The sequence below is a fragment of the Aeromicrobium sp. genome, assembly GCF_047606445.1.
Lineage (GTDB): Bacteria > Actinomycetota > Actinomycetes > Propionibacteriales > Nocardioidaceae > Aeromicrobium.
On the sequence record NZ_JASGEK010000032.1, the window covers coordinates 39,799 to 57,025 of the forward strand.

At 71.4% G+C, this 17,227-nt stretch carries 19 protein-coding genes; 13 read left to right on the forward strand and 6 right to left on the reverse strand.

All coding sequences use genetic code 11. The features are described from left to right. Position 1 precedes the first annotated feature (1 nt). Genes QM621_RS07700 through QM621_RS07710 form a run of 3 tightly spaced genes read right to left on the reverse strand, consistent with a single transcriptional unit; the run spans position 2 to position 4,420 of the window. Positions 2 to 2,578: an ABC transporter permease gene (locus tag QM621_RS07700; protein ID WP_414989789.1), complete on the reverse strand. Its 2,577-nt coding sequence runs from the start codon at positions 2,576 to 2,578 to the stop codon at positions 2 to 4. After that, complete coding sequence (locus QM621_RS07705) at positions 2,575 to 3,282, reverse strand: ABC transporter ATP-binding protein (RefSeq protein WP_414989790.1); 708 nt, start codon at positions 3,280 to 3,282, stop codon at positions 2,575 to 2,577. Before QM621_RS07705 ends, QM621_RS07700 begins: the two co-directional genes overlap by 4 nt. Positions 3,283 to 3,289: 7 nt before the next feature. Beyond that, complete coding sequence (locus tag QM621_RS07710; RefSeq protein WP_414989791.1) at positions 3,290 to 4,420, reverse strand: DUF6801 domain-containing protein; 1,131 nt, start codon at positions 4,418 to 4,420, stop codon at positions 3,290 to 3,292. A gap of 440 nt (positions 4,421 to 4,860) precedes the next feature. On the opposite strand from QM621_RS07710, the gene QM621_RS07715 reads away from it, so the two are divergent. The 4 genes from QM621_RS07715 to QM621_RS07730 are packed head-to-tail and all read left to right on the forward strand — an operon-like array spanning position 4,861 to position 7,549. Next, positions 4,861 to 5,304 carry an SRPBCC family protein gene (locus tag QM621_RS07715; protein ID WP_414989792.1) on the forward strand — a complete coding sequence of 148 codons (444 nt, stop codon included), beginning with the start codon at positions 4,861 to 4,863 and terminating at the stop codon, positions 5,302 to 5,304. Then, positions 5,297 to 5,611 (forward strand): hypothetical protein, encoded by a 315-nt coding sequence (locus tag QM621_RS07720; protein WP_414989793.1) that lies wholly within the window; start codon positions 5,297 to 5,299, stop codon positions 5,609 to 5,611. Before QM621_RS07715 ends, QM621_RS07720 begins: the two co-directional genes overlap by 8 nt. Beyond that, on the forward strand, positions 5,608 to 6,516 hold the full coding sequence (locus QM621_RS07725) for an ROK family protein (protein WP_414989794.1): 909 nt from the start codon (positions 5,608 to 5,610) through the stop codon (positions 6,514 to 6,516). Before QM621_RS07720 ends, QM621_RS07725 begins: the two co-directional genes overlap by 4 nt. Beyond that, positions 6,509 to 7,549 (forward strand): ROK family glucokinase, encoded by a 1,041-nt coding sequence (locus QM621_RS07730; protein WP_414989822.1) that lies wholly within the window; start codon positions 6,509 to 6,511, stop codon positions 7,547 to 7,549. Before QM621_RS07725 ends, QM621_RS07730 begins: the two co-directional genes overlap by 8 nt. Here the strand turns inward: QM621_RS07730 and QM621_RS07735 are convergent. Both QM621_RS07735 and QM621_RS07740 read right to left on the reverse strand, forming a co-directional pair. Then, on the reverse strand, positions 7,461 to 7,865 hold the full coding sequence (locus QM621_RS07735) for a hypothetical protein (RefSeq protein ID WP_414989795.1): 405 nt from the start codon (positions 7,863 to 7,865) through the stop codon (positions 7,461 to 7,463). The two genes, QM621_RS07730 and QM621_RS07735, sit on opposite strands and share 89 nt — an antisense overlap. Beyond that, a complete protein-coding gene (locus QM621_RS07740; RefSeq protein ID WP_414989796.1) occupies positions 7,858 to 8,631 on the reverse strand; it encodes an alpha/beta hydrolase in 774 nt (257 codons plus the stop codon). The genes QM621_RS07735 and QM621_RS07740 overlap by 8 nt, the downstream gene beginning before the upstream one ends. A gap of 68 nt (positions 8,632 to 8,699) precedes the next feature. On the opposite strand from QM621_RS07740, the gene QM621_RS07745 reads away from it, so the two are divergent. Continuing rightward, the gene (locus QM621_RS07745) at positions 8,700 to 9,440 is read left to right on the forward strand and encodes a lysophospholipid acyltransferase family protein (RefSeq protein WP_414989797.1); all 741 of its coding nucleotides are present in this window, start codon (positions 8,700 to 8,702) and stop codon (positions 9,438 to 9,440) included. Positions 9,441 to 9,482: 42 nt separating this feature from the next. Here QM621_RS07745 and QM621_RS07750 read toward each other — a convergent pair whose 3' ends face one another. After that, positions 9,483 to 10,064, reverse strand: coding sequence for a DUF3043 domain-containing protein (locus tag QM621_RS07750; RefSeq protein ID WP_414989798.1), 582 nt, complete (start codon positions 10,062 to 10,064; stop codon positions 9,483 to 9,485). Positions 10,065 to 10,121: 57 nt separating this feature from the next. Here QM621_RS07750 and QM621_RS07755 point away from each other — a divergent pair, with 57 nt between their 5' ends. From QM621_RS07755 to QM621_RS07790, 8 genes are all read left to right on the forward strand, one after another. Next, entirely contained in the window at positions 10,122 to 10,787 is a 666-nt protein-coding gene (locus tag QM621_RS07755) for a PspA/IM30 family protein (protein ID WP_414989799.1), read from the forward strand. Further along, entirely contained in the window at positions 10,762 to 11,664 is a 903-nt protein-coding gene (gene htpX / locus QM621_RS07760; protein WP_414989800.1) for a zinc metalloprotease HtpX, read from the forward strand. Before QM621_RS07755 ends, htpX begins: the two co-directional genes overlap by 26 nt. After that, positions 11,664 to 12,230, forward strand: coding sequence for a PspA-associated protein PspAB (gene pspAB / locus QM621_RS07765; RefSeq protein WP_414989801.1), 567 nt, complete (start codon positions 11,664 to 11,666; stop codon positions 12,228 to 12,230). The genes htpX and pspAB overlap by 1 nt, the downstream gene beginning before the upstream one ends. Before the next feature lie 21 nt (positions 12,231 to 12,251). Further along, positions 12,252 to 13,523 (forward strand): aminotransferase class I/II-fold pyridoxal phosphate-dependent enzyme, encoded by a 1,272-nt coding sequence (locus tag QM621_RS07770; RefSeq protein WP_414989802.1) that lies wholly within the window; start codon positions 12,252 to 12,254, stop codon positions 13,521 to 13,523. 1 nt (position 13,524) lies between these two features. After that, on the forward strand, positions 13,525 to 14,628 hold the full coding sequence (locus tag QM621_RS07775; RefSeq protein ID WP_414989803.1) for a glycerate kinase: 1,104 nt from the start codon (positions 13,525 to 13,527) through the stop codon (positions 14,626 to 14,628). Positions 14,629 to 14,731: 103 nt separating this feature from the next. Next, positions 14,732 to 15,106 carry a HesB/IscA family protein gene (locus QM621_RS07780; protein ID WP_414989804.1) on the forward strand — a complete coding sequence of 125 codons (375 nt, stop codon included), beginning with the start codon at positions 14,732 to 14,734 and terminating at the stop codon, positions 15,104 to 15,106. Positions 15,107 to 15,258: 152 nt separating this feature from the next. Continuing rightward, a complete protein-coding gene (locus QM621_RS07785; RefSeq protein ID WP_414989805.1) occupies positions 15,259 to 16,071 on the forward strand; it encodes a DUF5710 domain-containing protein in 813 nt (270 codons plus the stop codon). Positions 16,072 to 16,134: 63 nt separating this feature from the next. Beyond that, complete coding sequence (locus tag QM621_RS07790; protein ID WP_414989806.1) at positions 16,135 to 17,112, forward strand: carbohydrate kinase family protein; 978 nt, start codon at positions 16,135 to 16,137, stop codon at positions 17,110 to 17,112. The last annotated feature ends 115 nt before the right edge of the window (positions 17,113 to 17,227 follow it).

Sequence of the window (17,227 nt, forward strand, 5' to 3'; positions counted from 1 at the left end):
GTCACCGTGGGATCAGGGCGTGGGCGGGTGGGACGTGGGACGCGCGCTCGACGGCGCTGCTGGTCGTGAGCCACACGACGACCGCAGGGACGGCGATCACGAGCAGCAGGGCGAGGGCCGGGATCGACGCGACGGCGCGCAGGTCGAGCGCCTCGGCGACGCCGACGGCCGCGACGAGTCCGTAGGCGGCGCCGAGCAGCGCGCCGAGGACCGTGCCGGTCAGACCGAGGGTGATGGCCTCGCCGACGAGGGTGCGGCGGAGTTGGTCGCGTTCGAGGCCGAGCGCGCGGAGGACGGCGTTCTCGTGGCGGCGTTCGGCGACGGTGAGGGCGGTGGTGGCGGCCAGGCCGATGAGGGCGACGAGCATCGCGGCGGACAGCAGCGCGATGGCCGCGGTCCGGACGATGGAGAGGGCGGCGTCGAGGCGCAGGGTGGACGGGAGCGCGCCGCCGACGGCCTGGTCGCCGGCGAGCACGGCCTCGGCGCGGACGCGGTCCATGAGCAGGGACTGGTCGGTGGAGCGGTCGATGGCGATCCAGGCGGTGCGGACCGCTCCGGTGTCGGTGAGGCGTTCGTACAGCGCGGGGGAGACGAAGGCGGGCAGGTCGAGTCCGTCGACGTACTCGACGTCGACGGTCGCCTCGCCGAGCGGGCCGGCGAGGGTGACCGGCTGGTCGTCGTCGAAGGGGGCGTACCGGCTGGACGGGAGGTAGACCGTCGTGTCGTCGACCTCGTCGAGGTCGTAGGGGACGCGCATGACGTCGAGGTCGTCGAGGTCGAGCTGCGCCACCGCGACGTCCCAGGTCGCCTCGGCGCTCTGCTCGTCGCCGAGGGTCTGATCGGCGACGACCTCGCCGTTGTCGCCGACGCTCGGGGCGGCGGTCCCGGTCATCGTGACGTCGTCGGCGGCGACCACGCCGAGCACGTGCTCGACGCCGTCGAGCCGGGCGATGGCCTGCAGGGACTCGGTGTCGACCGGGGTCTCGGAGGACGAGGCGTCGCCGACCGTCAGGTCGACCGAGGGCGACGCGCTGATCCGTTCGAGCAGGGTCGAGCGGGCCGAGTCCAGGGCGGTCCAGGCGGTCATCGTCACGACGGCGGCCAGCGTGACCGAGACGCCCAGGGACGCGCTGCGACGGGGGTTGCGGCGGATGTTCGCGCCGAGCAGCTCGCCGGACACGCTGCGGAACCGGCGGGCTGCGACTCCGACGGCCGTCGCGACGCCGGAGTAGGCCGGGAGCGACAGCGCGAACAGGCCCGCGCCGGTGGCCGCCACCCCGGCCGCGACGAGCGCCGGGGCGGTCCGGGCGGACCCGAGGGAGAGGGCGACGGCGCCGGTGACGAGGAGCGCGAGGCCGGCCAGGAGGCGGAGACGGCTCGCCCCCGGCTCGGGCGGGAGCTCGGTGGCGGCGGCGAGGGCTCGGCTCGGCGGCACGCGGGAGGCGCGCCAGGCGGGCAGCAGGCTGGCGACGGCGCCGAGGGCGACCACCACGAGGATCGGTGCGACGAGGGAGGACCAGGGCACGTGGAAGGCCTCGGCGGCGGCCGTCGAGACGGTCCGCTCGAACACGGGGAGCAGCGCCCACGCGGCGAGCACGGCCAGGCCGACGCCGATGACTCCGCCGAGGAGGGCGAGCAGTGCGGCCTCGGCGACGACGGAGGCCATGACCTGTCCGCGGGTCGCGCCGACGCAGCGTTGCAGGGCGAGCAGCCGGGAGCGGGCGGTCAGCGAGGCCCCGTACACGGTGGCCAGGACGATCACGGCGACCGCGAGCGCCACGGAGATCAAGCCGATGACGACGTCGCGCAGCAGGCCGACGGCCGTTCCGAAGACGCTGTCGGCGCCGCCGGTGATCTCCGAGGTGGCGATCGGCCAGACCTCGGGGACGAGCGTGTTGATCTCGGCGACGACCTCGGCGGCGTCGGCGCCCGGCGCGAGCCGCAGGCGCAGCTCGGTGAAGCCGGTGACTCCGGCGAGGGCTTGGGCGATCTCCGGGGCGACGACGCCGTAGGAGCCGTTCTGGTAGTCGAGGGCGCCGCGGGTGTCGACGGAGCCGACGATGGTGAAGGTGCCGGGGCCGATGTCCTTCTTGCCGAAGACCACGCGGTCGCCGACGGTCAGGCCGAGGTCGTCGAGGGTCTGTGCGGACAGGGCGATCTCGCTGGTCGTCGTCGGCCAGACGCCGTCGTCGAGCCGCTGCCAGACGAAGGCCCCGTCCGTCGGCAGGCTTTCGACGGTCAGGCCGCGGACCCGGTCGCCGGCGCGCACGATGGCGGTGGTGCCGACGAATCCGGAGGCCGCTTCCACGCCGTCGATCCCGCCGACGGCCTCGGCGTCGTCGGCGGTGATCTCACGGGCGACGGGGGTGTCGGCCGCGGACGCGTCCTCCGAGGAGGTGGCCACCACGACGTCGGTGTGACGGTAGGGGGTCTCCACCCCGTCGGCGAGCGCCCGGGTGGTGGTGGCCGAGGCGATGAGCGCGAAGGAGAGGAGGAACGCGCCGATGGCGAGGACCAGCATCGTGACGACGCTGCGGGCGCCGCCGGTGAGCAGGGTCCGCCAGGTGAGTCCGATCACGAGAGCCTGCCGTCGGCCATGTGCAGTCGGGTGTCGGCGAGTGCGGCGATCTTCTCGTCGTGGGTCACGAGCAGCACGCTCTGACGGTGGACGTCGACGGCGGTGCGCAGCATGGCGAGCAGTTCGGCGCCGCTGGCGGAGTCGAGGGCGCCGGTCGGCTCGTCGGCGACGACGATGGCGGGGCGGGGCAGGAGCGCGCGGACCACGGCGACGCGCTGCTGCTGGCCGCCGGACAGCTCGCCGGGCCGGTGGGCGAGGCGGTCGGCGATGCCGAGGGAGCCGGTGAGCTCGTCGAGGAGGTCCTCGTCGACCTGCTGGCGGGCCAGCTGCAGCGGGAGGACGATGTTCTGCCGGGCGGTGAGCTGGGGGAGCAGGTTGAACTGTTGGAACACGAAGCCGACGTGGGTGCGGCGCAGCCGGGTCAGGCCTCGGTCGCGCAGTCTCGTGATGTCGGTCCCGCCGATGCGGATCGTGCCGCTGTCGGGCCGGTCGAGTCCGGCGAGCAGGTTGAGGAGGGTGGACTTTCCGGAGCCGGACGGCCCCATGATGGCGGTCATGGAGCCGTGACCGATGTCGAGGCTGACGTCGTCGACGGCGTGGATCTGCTGCCCGTCGGGGGTGGCGAAGGCCTTGTCGACGTGCTCGGCCTGCAACGCCCACCGCGTCTCGGCGTCGGGTTCCGGGAGGGTCTGGGTGTCGGTCATGACGCCCTCAGCTCGTCAGGCGGGACAGGGCGCGGCGATGCTGCACGACGACGGCCGCCGTGCCGACCGTCAGGACGGCCGCCAGCAGCAGGACGAGGCCTCGGTCGCCGCCGTCGTCCTCGCGGGGGTCGGTGGCGCTCGCGTCGGTGCCGAAGGACACCGTGCGCGGGCTCGCCTCGGCCGCCTCCGGGGCCTCGGCCACCGTCTCGGCCGGGGCGTCGGCGACCTTGCCGCTCATGCTCACCGGGCTGGGGGCCTGGGCGACGCCGCCGCCCGATCCGAGGGCCGAGTCGACGCTCGCGACGCCGCCGCCCGATCCGAGGGCTGTCGAGGCGAAGGGCTGCTCGTCGGCGAGGACCTCCTCCTCCGCGGTCGTCGTCGAGGTCTCGACGGTGGCGACGTCCAGCTCCTCGTTCGCCACCTCCTCGTCGGCGACCACCTCGCCCTGCTCGTCGACGTCGATGGTCGCCAGGGCGAGGTCGGTCGCCGCGTCGGCCGTGCAGATGAGCATGAGTCGTTCCGGCGTGGCGCCTGACTGGTAGGCCTCCTCGTCCTCGTACATCTGGACGGCGAAGGTGAAGGAGATGTACCCGCCGATGTCCGTGCGCGGGTGCGCGATCTGGTCGGCGGCCGGCATGCCGAGCAGCGCGTCCTCGGTGGCGCTCTCGTCGATGTCGAACAGGGCGTTGACCGTCGCGGCGGACAGTTCGAAGTCGCCCGTCTCGTCGGGGACCGCCTGGGCGGCTCCGACACGGTCGAGCAGGACGGCCTCGCTCTGCTCGCCGTGGGTCTGGTTGACCTCGAAGTTGTCGCTGTAGGCCACGATGTAGTGATAGCCCGCCTCACGGGCGATGTCGCCGATGTCGCTCGGGATCGTCATCGACAGGGTGAACGGCACGTTGACGCTCGACCCCGGGGCGACGCGTTCGGGCACGGTCGCGTCGACGTGCACCGGGATGGTCTTGGTCATGCGCGCCGGGGCGTTGACGTCGCAGACGTAGGCGAACGACTTCTCCACGGCGACGTCTCCGCTGTCGGCCTCTGCCTCCTCGGCGGCGGCCGCCGACGCCGCGAGACCGACGGTCGCGCCCAGCAGGGCGGTGGCGAGGAGGAGTCGGAGATGGAGCCGGTCGCTCATCGGGCGTGCCTCTCTGTCGTGGCCGCCGAGTGGACGGTGGCCGTAGAGCAAAATTGTGATGTCCGATAGAAATGATAAGGGTATGCTCGCCTGAGTGGTTCGGGCGGCCTGCTCGAGCGCTGCTCGTCCCCTGCTGGCGGAGGGCGGCCGCTGGTTCGTGGAGTCAAGCGAGGTCGTCGTCGCCATGGTCCGACGCGCGACCGGCCCTCGGCCGACGGCCTCGGCGATCTGCTGGGAGTCGCGGGACGGGTCGGAGGACTCCACGGCCTGAGGGAGGGCGGTCGGCTCCCGCGTCGTGGTCGAACGCGGCAGCCGGGATCGGGAACCGTGGCCCCGAGGTGTGAGAGGGGGACTTCTCGCCGCATGGGGCTGCGTGCCGGGGGAGCGGCGGGCAGGCCCTAGGATTGAGGCCCGACACGACCGCAGGGCAGGAGACGGGCATGGCACGTACGTCCGGTGACATCGTCATCGACGCCCCGGCCGACCGGGTGATGGCCGCGATCGCCGACTTCGAGGCGTATCCGCGCTGGGCCACCGGCATGCGGACGGTCGAGGTCCGGTCGGTCGGCGCGAACGGCCTGGCCGAGACGGTCTACTTCGAGCTCGACGCCTCGCCCATCCGCGACCACTACACTCTCGCCTACACCTGGAACGGCGACCGGAGCGTGTCCTGGCAGATCGCCGAGCCCGGCGAGATGCTGACGTCGATGGACGGCGCGTACACGCTGGAGCCGGTCGGCGGCGGCGGCACCAAGGTGACCTACCAACTGCGGGTCGAGGTCTCCATCCCCCTGCTCGGCATGTTGAAGCGCAAGGCCGAGAAGGTCGTCGTCGACGCGGCGCTCAAGGGCCTCAAACGGCATGTCGAGGCGGCCGGTGACTGAGCCGGACGAACCCGTCGGGAGCCTGGGCGAGGAGGCTGCGAAGCTGGTCGCCGCCTTGCTCACCGGACGCCCCGACGCCGACGCCACCATGCCCGAGTCGATGGCGGACCTCGGCGGCTCCACCGACCACGGGTGCCCGCACGGCTGGTGTCCGCTCTGCCGGGTCGCCGACTACCTGATCGACCATCCCGAGATCGTGGCGCAAGTCGTGGAGGCCGGCGCCCACCTGTTCACCGTCGTGCGGGAAGCCGTCGACAACGCCGCCGCTCACCGACCCTCGGACGCCGACGGGGAAGGTCCGGCATGACGGCCGCCTCGGGCGCGCTCGTCGGCGTCGACGTCGGTGGAACGAAGATCGCCGTCGGCGTCGTCGACACCGAGGGCCGGGTCCAGGGCCGGGCGCGCGGAGCCACTCCGCCCGCCGCCGAGATCCCCGCTGCGGTCGCCGCCCTTGTCGCCGAGGCGGCCCAGGGAGAGCCGGTGGCCGCCGTCGGCATCGGCGCGGCCGGATTCGTCGCGAGCGACCGTCGCACCGTGCTCACCGCGTCGAACATCGGCTGGTCCGACGCCCCCGTGGCCGCGCAGGTCGAGGAGCTGGTCGGCGCGCCCGTGGTCGTGGAGAACGACGCGAACGCGGCGGCCTGGGGCGAGTACCGCTTCGGCGCCGGGGCCGGATCGCGGCATGTGCTCATGGTGACCGTCGGCACGGGCGTCGGCGGGGGCGTCGTGCTCGACGGACAGTTGCGCCGCGGCGCGCACGGCGTCGCCGCCGAGGTCGGGCACGTGCGCTTCGAGCGCGACGGTCTGCTGTGCGGTTGCGGCCAGCGCGGATGTCTGGAGCAGTACGCCAGCGGGACGGCCCTGGTGCGACGGGCGCGCGAGGCCGGTCTGGTCGATCTCGACGGGCCGGAGATCACCCGGCGGGCGCTCGTCGGCGACCGGACCGCCAGGCGCGTCCTCGCCGACCTCGGCGCCGACCTCGGCGAGGGCCTCGCCTCGCTCGTGGCCGTGCTCGACCCCGACGTGGTCGTCGTGGGCGGCGGTGTGGCGGCCGCGGGCGACCACCTGCTCGACGCGGTCCGTCTGTCGCTGGCCCGTCACCTCACCGGCGGTGAGGAGCGTCCCGGACCGGTCGTCAGGGCCGCCCTGCTCGGCAACGACGCCGGGCTGGTCGGCGCGGCGGATCTGGCGGGCGCCCATGGCGATGCTTGACAGGCTCGCCGTCGGCATCGACGTCGGCGGCACGAAGATCGCCGCAGGCGTGGTCGACGAGGACGGCCGTATCCTGTCGCACCGCCGCTGCCTGACTCCCTCGACCGACGCCGAGCTGGTGCTCGCCGCCATCGAGGAGATCGTCGCGGAGTTCCGCGAGGAGCACCCGGTGAAGGCCGTCGGCATCGGCGCGGCCGGGTTCATCGACGTTTCGCAGTCCACCGTCGTCTTCTCGCCCCACCTGGCGTGGCGCAACGAGCCGCTGCGCGACCGGGTGGCCCGACGCACCAAGCTGCCGGTGCTGGTCGACAACGACGCGAACACCTGCGCGTGGGCCGAATGGCGCTTCGGCGCGGCCCAGAACGAGCCGGACGTCATCACCGTCACCCTCGGCACCGGCATCGGCGGGGCCGTCGTCATCGACGGTCACCCCTATCGCGGCGCGCACGGCATGGCGGGGGAGTTCGGCCACCAGCAGGTCGTGCCGGACGGCCGCGCGTGCGAGTGCGGCAACCGCGGCTGCTGGGAGCAGTACGCCTCCGGCCGCGTGCTGACCCGCCGCGCGCGGGCCGAGGTCGAGGCGGGAAGCCCGGCCGGACGCCGGCTCGCGGAGCTGGCCGCGCTCGAGGGAGAGCCGGACGCGAGTGTCGACGGCACGCATGTCACCCGTCTGGCGACCGCCGGGGACGCCACCATGATGCAGTGGGTCGGCGAGGTCGGTTACTGGCTCGGCGTCGGCCTGGCGAACCTCTCAGCGGCCACCGACCCCGGCCTGTTCGTCGTCGGCGGCGGCCTCAGCGACGCCGACGAACTGCTGCTCGCCCCCGCGCGACGGGCCTTCGCCGATCAACTCGTCGGACGCGGATTCCGCTCCGAGCCGCGCATCGTGCGCGCCCACCTCGGGGCGAACGCCGGACTCGTCGGCGCGGCCGACATGGCCCGCCTCAAAGCTCGACGCCGTCGTCCGGCCAATCCGGCCGGTCGCGCGAGGGTAGCCGCGAGAACAAGTAGGTCGCCGCGGCGACGGCGATGAAACAGAGCCCGAGCACCGTCATGCGCGGCAGGAACACGCCGATCATGGTGCACAGGACCAGGAAGCCGGGGATGCCGAGCGCGGCCGTCCACGCGAGTTTGACCGGACCGGACAGCTCCGGCCAGGCCAACGGCTCCACCTCGCGGTAGAAGGCCTCGTCGGGCAGGTCGTCGAAGTCGACGTATGGCTCGGGCTCCGGCGCCACGACCGGCGTCGGCTCGGCGGGCGTGAGGTCGTCCGGCAACTCCAACTCCAGCCCTTCGACGATCTCGTCGAAGCGGGAGCGGAGCGCGTCGTCGCCGGACTCCTCAGGCATCGCGGGCGGCCCCCACGTGCTCGGCCACGAACTGGTCGGTCCGCGCGAAGATCGTCGGCGCGTCGTTGTCGAGCGTGGCCACGTGGTAGCTGTCGAGCAGCGGCACGTCGTCGATCACCGCCGAGGAGACGCCGCCGAGGATGAGGTCGCGGCTTGACGGGTCGACCACGTGGTCGTCGTTCGAGCGGAAGAACAGCAGCGGCGCGCGCACGGCGGCCAGGTCGCCGCGGACCTCGGCCCACATGCGCAGCATCGACGCGAGCGCCGTCAACGGCGTCTTGTCGTAGCCGTACTCGTCGGCGCCGGGCTTCTTGATGTCGTTGCCGATGCCGGGCATGGCGGGCACGACGTGCTGCAGCAGCGGGACGAGCTTGACGTCGAAGCGGCTGGACGCGACGGCCGGGTTGACGAGCACGAGTCCGTCGACCTTGTCAGGATGCTGTTGCGCCAGGCGCAGGCCGAGGCAGCCGCCCATCGACAGGCCGGCCACGACCACCCGGTCGCAGCGGTCGTTCAACTCGACCAGCGCGCGCTCGACCTCGGCGTACCAGTCCTGCCAACCGGTGCGGTTCATCTCCTTCCAGTGGGTGCCGTGGCCGGGCAGCCGGGGCACGCGCACCGTGTGCCCCTGGTCGGCCAGATGACGGCCCCACGGGGTCATCGAGGCCGGGGATCCGGTGAAACCATGGCTGAGGAGGAAGCCGAGTCCGTCGCCGTCGTGGGAGAAGGGCTGGGCTTCGGGACGCACAGGGGCGGAGGATGACATGCCTCCATCGTAGTGTTGTGCCGATCACGTCGGCGTGGACTCGTCGCCGACCCCTCGAAGGAGATGCGTTGTTCTACTGGTTCCTGAAGTTCCTCGCTCTCGGGCCGCTGCTGCGCGTGGTCTTCCGCCCGTGGGCCGAAGGACTCGACAACGTTCCTCGCGAGGGCGGCGTCATCCTCGCCTGCAACCATCTGTCCTACAGCGACTGGCTGTTCATGCCGCTGGTCCTGTCGCGCCGCGTCACCTTCGTGGCGAAGGCCGAGTACTTCGAGGGCTCCGGCGTCAAGGGCTGGCTGCAGAAGACCTTCTTCTCCGGCTCCGGCCAGGTCCCCATCGACCGCACGAGCGGGTCGGCCGCCGCCGGCGCCATCAAGACCCAGCTGCGCCTGCTCGACGAGGGACAGGTCTGCGGCATCTTCCCCGAGGGCACCCGCTCGCACGACGGCAAGCTCTACCGGGGCCGCACCGGCGTCGCCCGGCTCGCGTTGGAGGCCGGCGTCCCAGTGATCCCGGTGGCCGTCATCGGCACCGACGTCATCGCGCCGCCGGGCAAGATCTTCGGCAAACGGGTGCGCCCCGGAGTGAGGTTCGGCGAGCCGCTCGACTTCAGCCGCTACGACGGCATGGCCGACGACCGGTACATCCTGCGGGCCATCACCGACGAGATCATGTACGAGATCATGGGTCTGTCCGGCCAGGAGTACGTCGACCTCTACGCCCAGGACGCCAAGAAGCTGGCGAACAAGAAGGTCGAGGACAGGGCGGTCGCCGAGGTCATCGAGCAGATCGAGTCACGCGGCGACGAGTGAGCACCGACCTGTCGGTGCGGGGGCGAGATCGAACCGTCGCGCTCAGTACCGCGACTTGTAGTCGCCACGCCGTTCGATGACGGGCTTCGGCAGCCGGAAGCGGCGGATCTGGCTGCTGCGCAAGATCGCGTACGAGGTGGTGCCCCGGTGCGGCTGCTCGGGGAACCGCTCGCGCAACTCCTTCTTGAGGCCGCGCACCAGCACGACCGAGTCGAGCACGGTCGAGACGATCGTGAACGACCAGAACAAGGTGATCGCGCTGAGGAAGGCCTCGACGCCGAGTACCCCTTCGCCGACGATGTTGAGCACCAGCATCGCCAGCAAGACGATCAGCAGGAACTCAGCGACGTTGTACCGACGGTCGACGTAGTCGCGGGTGAACGCCTTGACCGGCCCCTGGTCCCGGGCCGGCAGATAGTCGCCGCGCCCGGTGTTCAACGCCTCGCGCTGCTTGGCGCGGACCTCCTCGCGACGCTTGCGGTCGCGCTGGGCCTGCTCGCGGCGGGTCACCGCGGGCTTGCGTTGCGCGCGGCGCTGCTGCTCGGCCTCCTTGCGGCTGGGCGTGGCCCGGCCTTTCGTCTGGCCGGACTCGGAGGCGGAGGAGGTCTGCTCGTGCTCGGTCACGCGAGCCACCCTATCGGCGCCGCCGACCTGTGGGGCCGCGTCGGTAGGGTGGCGGGCATGGGCTTGTGGGATCGCATCCGTCAGATCGCCCGGTCTCGACGCGAGCAGCCGGACGACGACGGGTGGAGCGAGCGCATGGACCTCGCGGTGCGCGACCAGCAGAAGACGCTCGCCCAGTTGCGGCGGTCGCTGGCCGATCTGGCCACGAACCGGCGCCGGGTCGAACTGCAGCTGGGACGGCTGCGGCAGCAGGCGAGCGACCTCGACCGCCAGGCCGCCGACCTCGTCGCCGCCGGAGACGACGACGGGGCCCGCGCGACGCTGACCCGCAAGGTCACGATCGACCAGGCGGTCGCCGACCTCGACGGCCGCCACGCCACGCTCCTGGCCGACGAGCAGAAGCTGGCCGCGACGGCGGCCCAGATCGAGACCCGGATCGAGGACTTCCGCATCCGCAAGGACACCCTGGTGGCCCGTCAGTCGGCCGCCGAGGCGAAGTCGGCGGTGTACCGCACCACCCGCGACCTCGACGTCGGCGGCGTGGCCCGCGACCTTGACGAGGTCGAGCGTCACACCCGGGCGGCCGAGGCCACCGCCGACGCCTACGACGAGCTGTCGCTCGACCCGACACGCGACGCGGACGCCTGGGAGCGCAGCTTCGAGGCCGCCGACCCGGCACGATCAGAGGAGGACGGGCGTGGCCCGAACGCGCTTCCGCGGTGACCGAGGTCTGAGCCTGCGCATGGGCGGGGTGAGCTTCGCCCTCGGCGCGCTCTACGTCGCCTTCGGCGCGGTGCTGCTGTACGTGATGCAGGGCAGCGCGCTCGCGTTGGTCATCGTGCTCGCCATGGCCTGGGGCCAGTGGTACTTCTCCGACACGCTCGCTTTGAAGTCGATGGGAGCGCAGGTGGTCGCGCCGCATCAGGCGCCCGAGTTGCACGCCATGATCGACCGGCTGTGCGTGCTGGCCGACATGCCCAAGCCGCGGGTCGCCATCGCCCAGACCGACATCCCCAACGCCTTCGCCACCGGACGCACGCCCGCGCACTCGTCGGTGTGCGTCACCACCGGCATCCTCAAGCGGCTCAGCGCCGACGAGCTGGAGGGCGTGCTGTCGCACGAGCTGGCGCACGTCGCCAACCGCGACGTCACCGTGATGACCGTGGCCTCGTCGCTCGGCCTGCTCGCCGGGTTCGTCACCCGCTGGGGCATGCACTTAGGCATGACTCGCGGCAACCGCAATAACAACGGCGGCGGGGCGGTCGCCTTCGTCGTCGTGTTCGTGGTCAGCATGCTCGTCTACGCGCTGAGCTTCGTGCTGACCCGCTCGCTGTCGCGGTACCGCGAGCTCAGCGCCGACCGTTCCGGCGCGTACCTGACCGGCCGTCCGTCGCAGTTGGCGTCGGCGCTGGTCAAGATCTCCGGCGACATGGCCCGCATCCCCACCGACGACCTCCGCGAGACGGGCGCGGTGAGCGCGTTCTTCTTCGCGCCCGCCTTCAACCGCGAGTCCGTCTCGGCGATGTTCTCCACGCATCCTCCGTTGGAGAAGCGGTTGGAGCAGCTCAGTCAGATCAGCGCCGACCTCGGGGAGCAGTGATGGGTTTCTGGAAGGGCCTGATGGGGCGCAGCACACCGCCGCAGGCCGACCTCGACGTCCTGTTCCAGGCGCCGCAGGCGGTGATCTCATTGGAGGCGCAAGGTTTCGTCTTCACCGGTTCCGGCGCGGTGTGCTTCCGCGACGTGGAGGGCTCGGCCGACGACGCCGCGGTGGCCGAGGCCGAGCAGATGGTGCGGCTCGACGGGCAGGCCGCCGTGGAACGGTCGGCCGACGCCCACGGCTTCACCTGGCTCAGCATCACCCGTCCAGGAGACGCGCCGGGCCTGTGCACGGACCTGCACACGGTGAACTCCAACCTCGTGAACGCGGGCTTCGGGCCGTCGCTGTTGTGCTCGACCATCGTCTTCCGCACGCCGTCAGGCGGGCCGTTCGCGCTGGTCTACCTGTTCAAGCGCGGCACCTTCTACCCCTTCGCGCCGAGCGGCGCCCAACAGCGCGACTCGGCCACCGAATTGCAGGCGCGGGGGATTGTCGCCGACGACGTGCCGGTCGAGGGGGAACTGAGCCGGTGGCTCGCCCTGTGGGGTGCGCCGCATCTGGGATGAGCCTCGGATAGGTTGGCCTGTGTGAGCCTCGTCGCTTTGAGCCCTGACGCCCTGTCCGCCTTCCTCGCCGACCAGCGGGCCTCCTATGAGGCGCTGCGCTCGGCGGGTCTGTCGCTCGACATCACCCGGGGCAAACCGGCCCCGGAACAACTCGACCTGTCAGCCGAGTTGTTGTCATTGCCGGGCGAGGATTTCCGTTCCGCCGACGGCGTCGACACCCGCAACTACGGCGGCCTGCAGGGGCTGCCGGAACTGCGCGCGATCTTCGCCGAACTGTTGGGCCTGCCGGTCGAGCAGTTGCTGGCCGCCGACAACGCCAGCCTCGCGCTCATGCACGACACCCTGAGCTTCGCGCTGCTGCACGGCACGCCCGACTCGCCCGAGCCCTGGTCCGCCGGCGAGGTCGCCTTCCTGTGCCCTTCGCCCGGCTACGACCGTCACTTCGCCTTGGCCGAGCATCTGGGCGTCCGGCTGATCCCGATCGACCTGCACGCCGACGGCCCCGACCTGGCACAGGTCCGTGAGCACGTTGCCGATCCTGCGGTCAAGGGGATCTGGATCGTGCCCACCTACGCCAACCCGACCGGCGGCGTGGTCAGCGAGGCCGTCGCCGCCGAGCTCGCCGCGCTGGACACCGCCGCGCCTGACTTCCGCATCTACTGGGACAACGCCTACGCGGTGCACCATCTCACCGACGAGCGGGTCAAGACCGCCGACATCGTCGGGCTGTGCGCCGCCTCGGGCCACCCGAACCGTCCGCTGGTGTTCGCCTCGACCTCGAAGATCACCTTCGCCGGCGCGGGCGTCTCGTTCCTGGGCGGCTCGACCGAGAACCTCGACTGGTATCTGTCCCATGTCGGCTTCCGGACCATCGGTCCCGACAAGGTCAACCAGCTGCGCCACGCCCGGTACCTTCGCGACGCCGAGGGCGTGCTGGCGCTGATGGAGCGGCACCGGGCGATCCTCGCGCCGAAGTTCGAGGTGGTGCTGCGGGCGCTGTCCGACCGGCTCGGCCCGCACGAGGTCGCGACCTGGACCGAGCCGAAGGGCGGCTACTTCGTCAGCCTCGACGTGACGGACGGCACCGCCTCGCGGGTGGTGGAGCTGGCCAAGGACGCCGGTCTCGCGCTCACCCCGGCCGGGTCGTCCTTCCCGTACAAGAACGACCCGGACGACCGCAACATCCGCATCGCGCCGTCCTTCCCGTCGCTGCCCGACCTGGAGCAGGCGATGGACGTGCTGACCACCTGCGTGTTGCTCGCCGCCGCCGAGAAGCTGGCCGACGGCTCCTGAGATGCGGGTGCTCGTCGCGCCGGACAAGTTCGCCGGCACGCTGAGCGCCGACGCGGCGGCGCGCGCCATCGCCGAGGGATGGCGACGGCGCGCGGCGGACGACGAGGTGTCCTGCCTGCCGGTCGCCGACGGCGGACCGGGCTTCGCCGACGTGCTGGCTCATGCCCTCGACGGACGAGTGGAGACGGTGACGGTCTCCGGTCCGCTCGGCCGACCGGCGGAGGTGGGTCTCGTGGTCGTCGGCGACACGGTCGTCCTCGAGTCCGCGCAGGCCTGCGGGCACGGCGCCGACCCGGAGCGAAGGCCTCTGCGCGCGTCCACGACGGGGGTGGGGGAGGCGGTCATGGCTGCGGTGCGTCTCGGCGCTCGGCGGATCGTGGTGGGCCTCGGCGGGTCGGTCACCACCGACGGGGGAGCGGGACTGTTGGCCGCGCTCGGCGCGCGTGCCGACCGGCCGCTCCACGGCGGCCCGGAGGCGTTGGACGGCGTCAGCCGGGTCGACCTCGCTCCGGCGCGCGCCCGGCTGGCGGGGATCGAGCTGGTCGCGGCGGTCGACGTCACCGCTCCGCTGACCGGCATGTTCGGCGCCGCGCGGGTCTTCGGCCAGCAGAAAGGCATGGCCGACGAGGAGGTCTGGCGGGTCGACCGCGTCCTCGACGGCTTCGCCACCGCCGTCTGCGGCCCCGGCCCGTCCCAGCGGTCGGCGGCCGACCGCGCGGGCGCCGGGGCGGCGGGCGGCTTGGGATTCGCCTTGGCCGCGCTCGGAGCCGAGCTGCGCCCCGGCACGGAGGTCGTCTTCGAGGCGGTCGGCCTCGACGCGGCGGTGCGGAAGGCCGATCTCGTGCTCACCGGGGAGGGCGCCTTCGATGTCACCTCCCGTTCCGGCAAGGCCGTGTACGGCGTGGCGCAGACCGCGGGACGTCACGCCCGACCGTGCGTGGTCCTCGCCGGGCGCGTCGACGTCGGGGCGCGCGAAGCGCGGGCCATGGGCGTCGAGTCGGCCTACGGCATGACCGAGACGGCGGGGGAGCAGGCGGCGCTCGCCGAGCCGGAGCGCCACCTGGCCGCGCTCGCCGAGCGGGTGGCCCGGACCTGGTCGAGGTGATCGACTTCTGCGCGCGCCCGCGTAGGATGGGCCCTGCGGGAACAAGACCGACGCCGACGCGGTTGACCTGCGAGACATCCCCTCATCCACCGCAGGAGCAGCGATGACCGTCGAGAGCACCACCGACGTCGAGATCCAGTCCACCCCGCCCGCCGACGGCGTCACCCTCACCGAGGGCGCCGCCGCCAAGGTCAAGAGCCTGCTGGAGCAGGAGGGCCGTGACGACCTCGCGCTGCGCATCGCCGTCCAGCCCGGCGGCTGCTCCGGCCTGCGCTACCAGCTCTTCTTCGACGAGCGTTCGCTCGACGGCGACGAGATCCGCGAGTTCGACGGCGTCAACGTGGTCGTCGACCGGATGAGCCTGCCGTACCTGCACGGCGCGTCGATCGACTTCGTCGACACCATCGAGAAGCAGGGCTTCACCATCGACAACCCGATGGCCACCGGCTCCTGCGCCTGCGGCGACTCCTTCCACTGAGTGACATCCTTGTGCTCTGACGCCGTCTCCTCGCTCGGCCGATGAGAAGCACTCTGCGCTGTGCGTGTCCTGATGGTCGTCCTATCTGTCAGCGAGTTGGCTTAGCCTTGACACGTTCGATAGTCGACTCCACCTCTCAAAGAGGTTGAGTAATGGCGCAACGCATCTGGCTTGACGTTCCCTACGGGGAGAAGGACGCTGCGAAAAGCTTGGGCGCGCGCTGGGATCCTGTCGCGAAACGTTGGTACGCGCCTCGGCCGGGCATGGCTTCGTTACAACGATGGGCTCCGCTACCCGAGGCGCCTGACCTATTGCCTGGAGAGGATCGGAGTTTCGGCTCGGGATTGTTCGTGGACTTGGTACCGTCCTCTTGCTGGTTCACCAACGTGCGATCGTGCGTGAGCCAGGAAGACTGGGAACGTCTTCGACGAATGATCACACGGCGCGCGGGACAACGGTGCGAAGCGTGTGGCGCACCTGAAAACCGCGGCTTCCGTCGTTGGCTGGAAGGGCATGAACGGTGGCACTACGACAACGAGTCCAGAACTCAGTCGTTGAAAAGGCTCGTGTGTCTTTGCACCGACTGTCACAGCGCGGCTCATTTCGGCTTAGCTGAACTCAAAGGCAAGCGTGATGAGGCGCTGGAGCACCTCATCGCTGTGACAGGAATGACGAGAGTTCAGGCCCTCGCTCATGTTGACGAGGCTTTCTCGTTGTGGCGACAACGTTCTCGACACATCTGGAGCTTGGACCTGAGCATGCTGACAGAGGCGGGCGTCACTCTTAAAGAGCCGCCGAACGCTCAGCAGCGTCCAGTGGTGGCGCATGAGGTGCTGACGTCTCTTTCGCCGTCGGTGGCACCGTCGCCGTCGTCGTTCGCACCACTTCCCACGAAACCTGACAGCGTGACCAATGAGGGACGACCGCTGAAGCGTCGTCGATGGTGGGATCGACGGAGAAGTTAGGAGCAAGCTGCAAATCGTGAGGTCAAGCCTTGTTGATGACCGCCGATGAGTAGGCTCGCCGTCATGCATCTCGCGATCGCCGGATCTGTCGCCGCCGACCATCTCCAGACCTTCGCGGGGCGGTTCGCCGACTCGCTCGTGCCCGATCAGCTCGACAAGCTGTCGGTCTCGTTCCTGGTCAAGGACCTCGACGTCCGCCGAGGCGGCTGCGCGGGCAACATAGCCTTCGCCCTCGGCGCGCTCGGCCGGCGGCCGACCCTCGTGGCCGCGGTCGGGCGCGACTTCGTCGAACAGGGCTACCAGGACTGGCTGACCGAGGCCGGCGTCGACTGCTCCCGCGTCCACGTCTCGCCCGACAAGCACACGGCGCTCTGCACGATCACCACCGACGAGGCGCACGCGCAGATCGTCACCTTCTATCCCGGCGCCATGAGCGAGGCCGGCCAGATCGACGTCGAGGCCCTGCACGCCGAGCGGCCCATCGACCTGCTGCTCGTCGGCCCCGACGACCCCGACGCGATGCTGCGGCACACGCGGGCGGCCCGCCGGATCGGCCTGTCCTTCGTCGCCGATCCGTCCCAACAGCTCGCCTGGGCCGACGGGGACCTCATCGGCCAGCTCATCGAGGGTGCGGCGTACCTGTTCACCAACGACTACGAGGCCGCGCTCGTCGAGCAGAAGACCGGATGGAGCGCCGACCAGGTCAAGGCGGCCGTCGGGGTCCAGGTCGTCACGCGCGGCGCCGACGGCGTCACCGTCATCGACTCAGGCGGCGCACGCCTCGACGTCGCGGCGATCCCCGGCGTCGAGGCGGTCGACCCCACGGGCGTCGGCGACGCCTTCCGGGGCGGATTCCTCGCCGGACTGGCCGCCGGTCTCGACCTGGAAGCGTGCGCCCAGCTCGGCTGCGCGGTGGCCGCGAGCGTCGTCGAGACCACCGGCACGCAGGAATACACCCTGGAATCGGCGGCGTTCCACGCCCGACTGACACGGGCCTACGGGGACGCCGCCGCCGCGCGGATCACCGCCGCCCTGCCCTAGCCAAGGTTCCCCTTACCTCGGATCAGGGCATGTCCTGGAGTAGGGTGAATCTGTCATCGCGTGACGGTCTTGGATCAGAAAGGCGCCCCGTGGGCCGGTTGAAACTGGCGGTAAT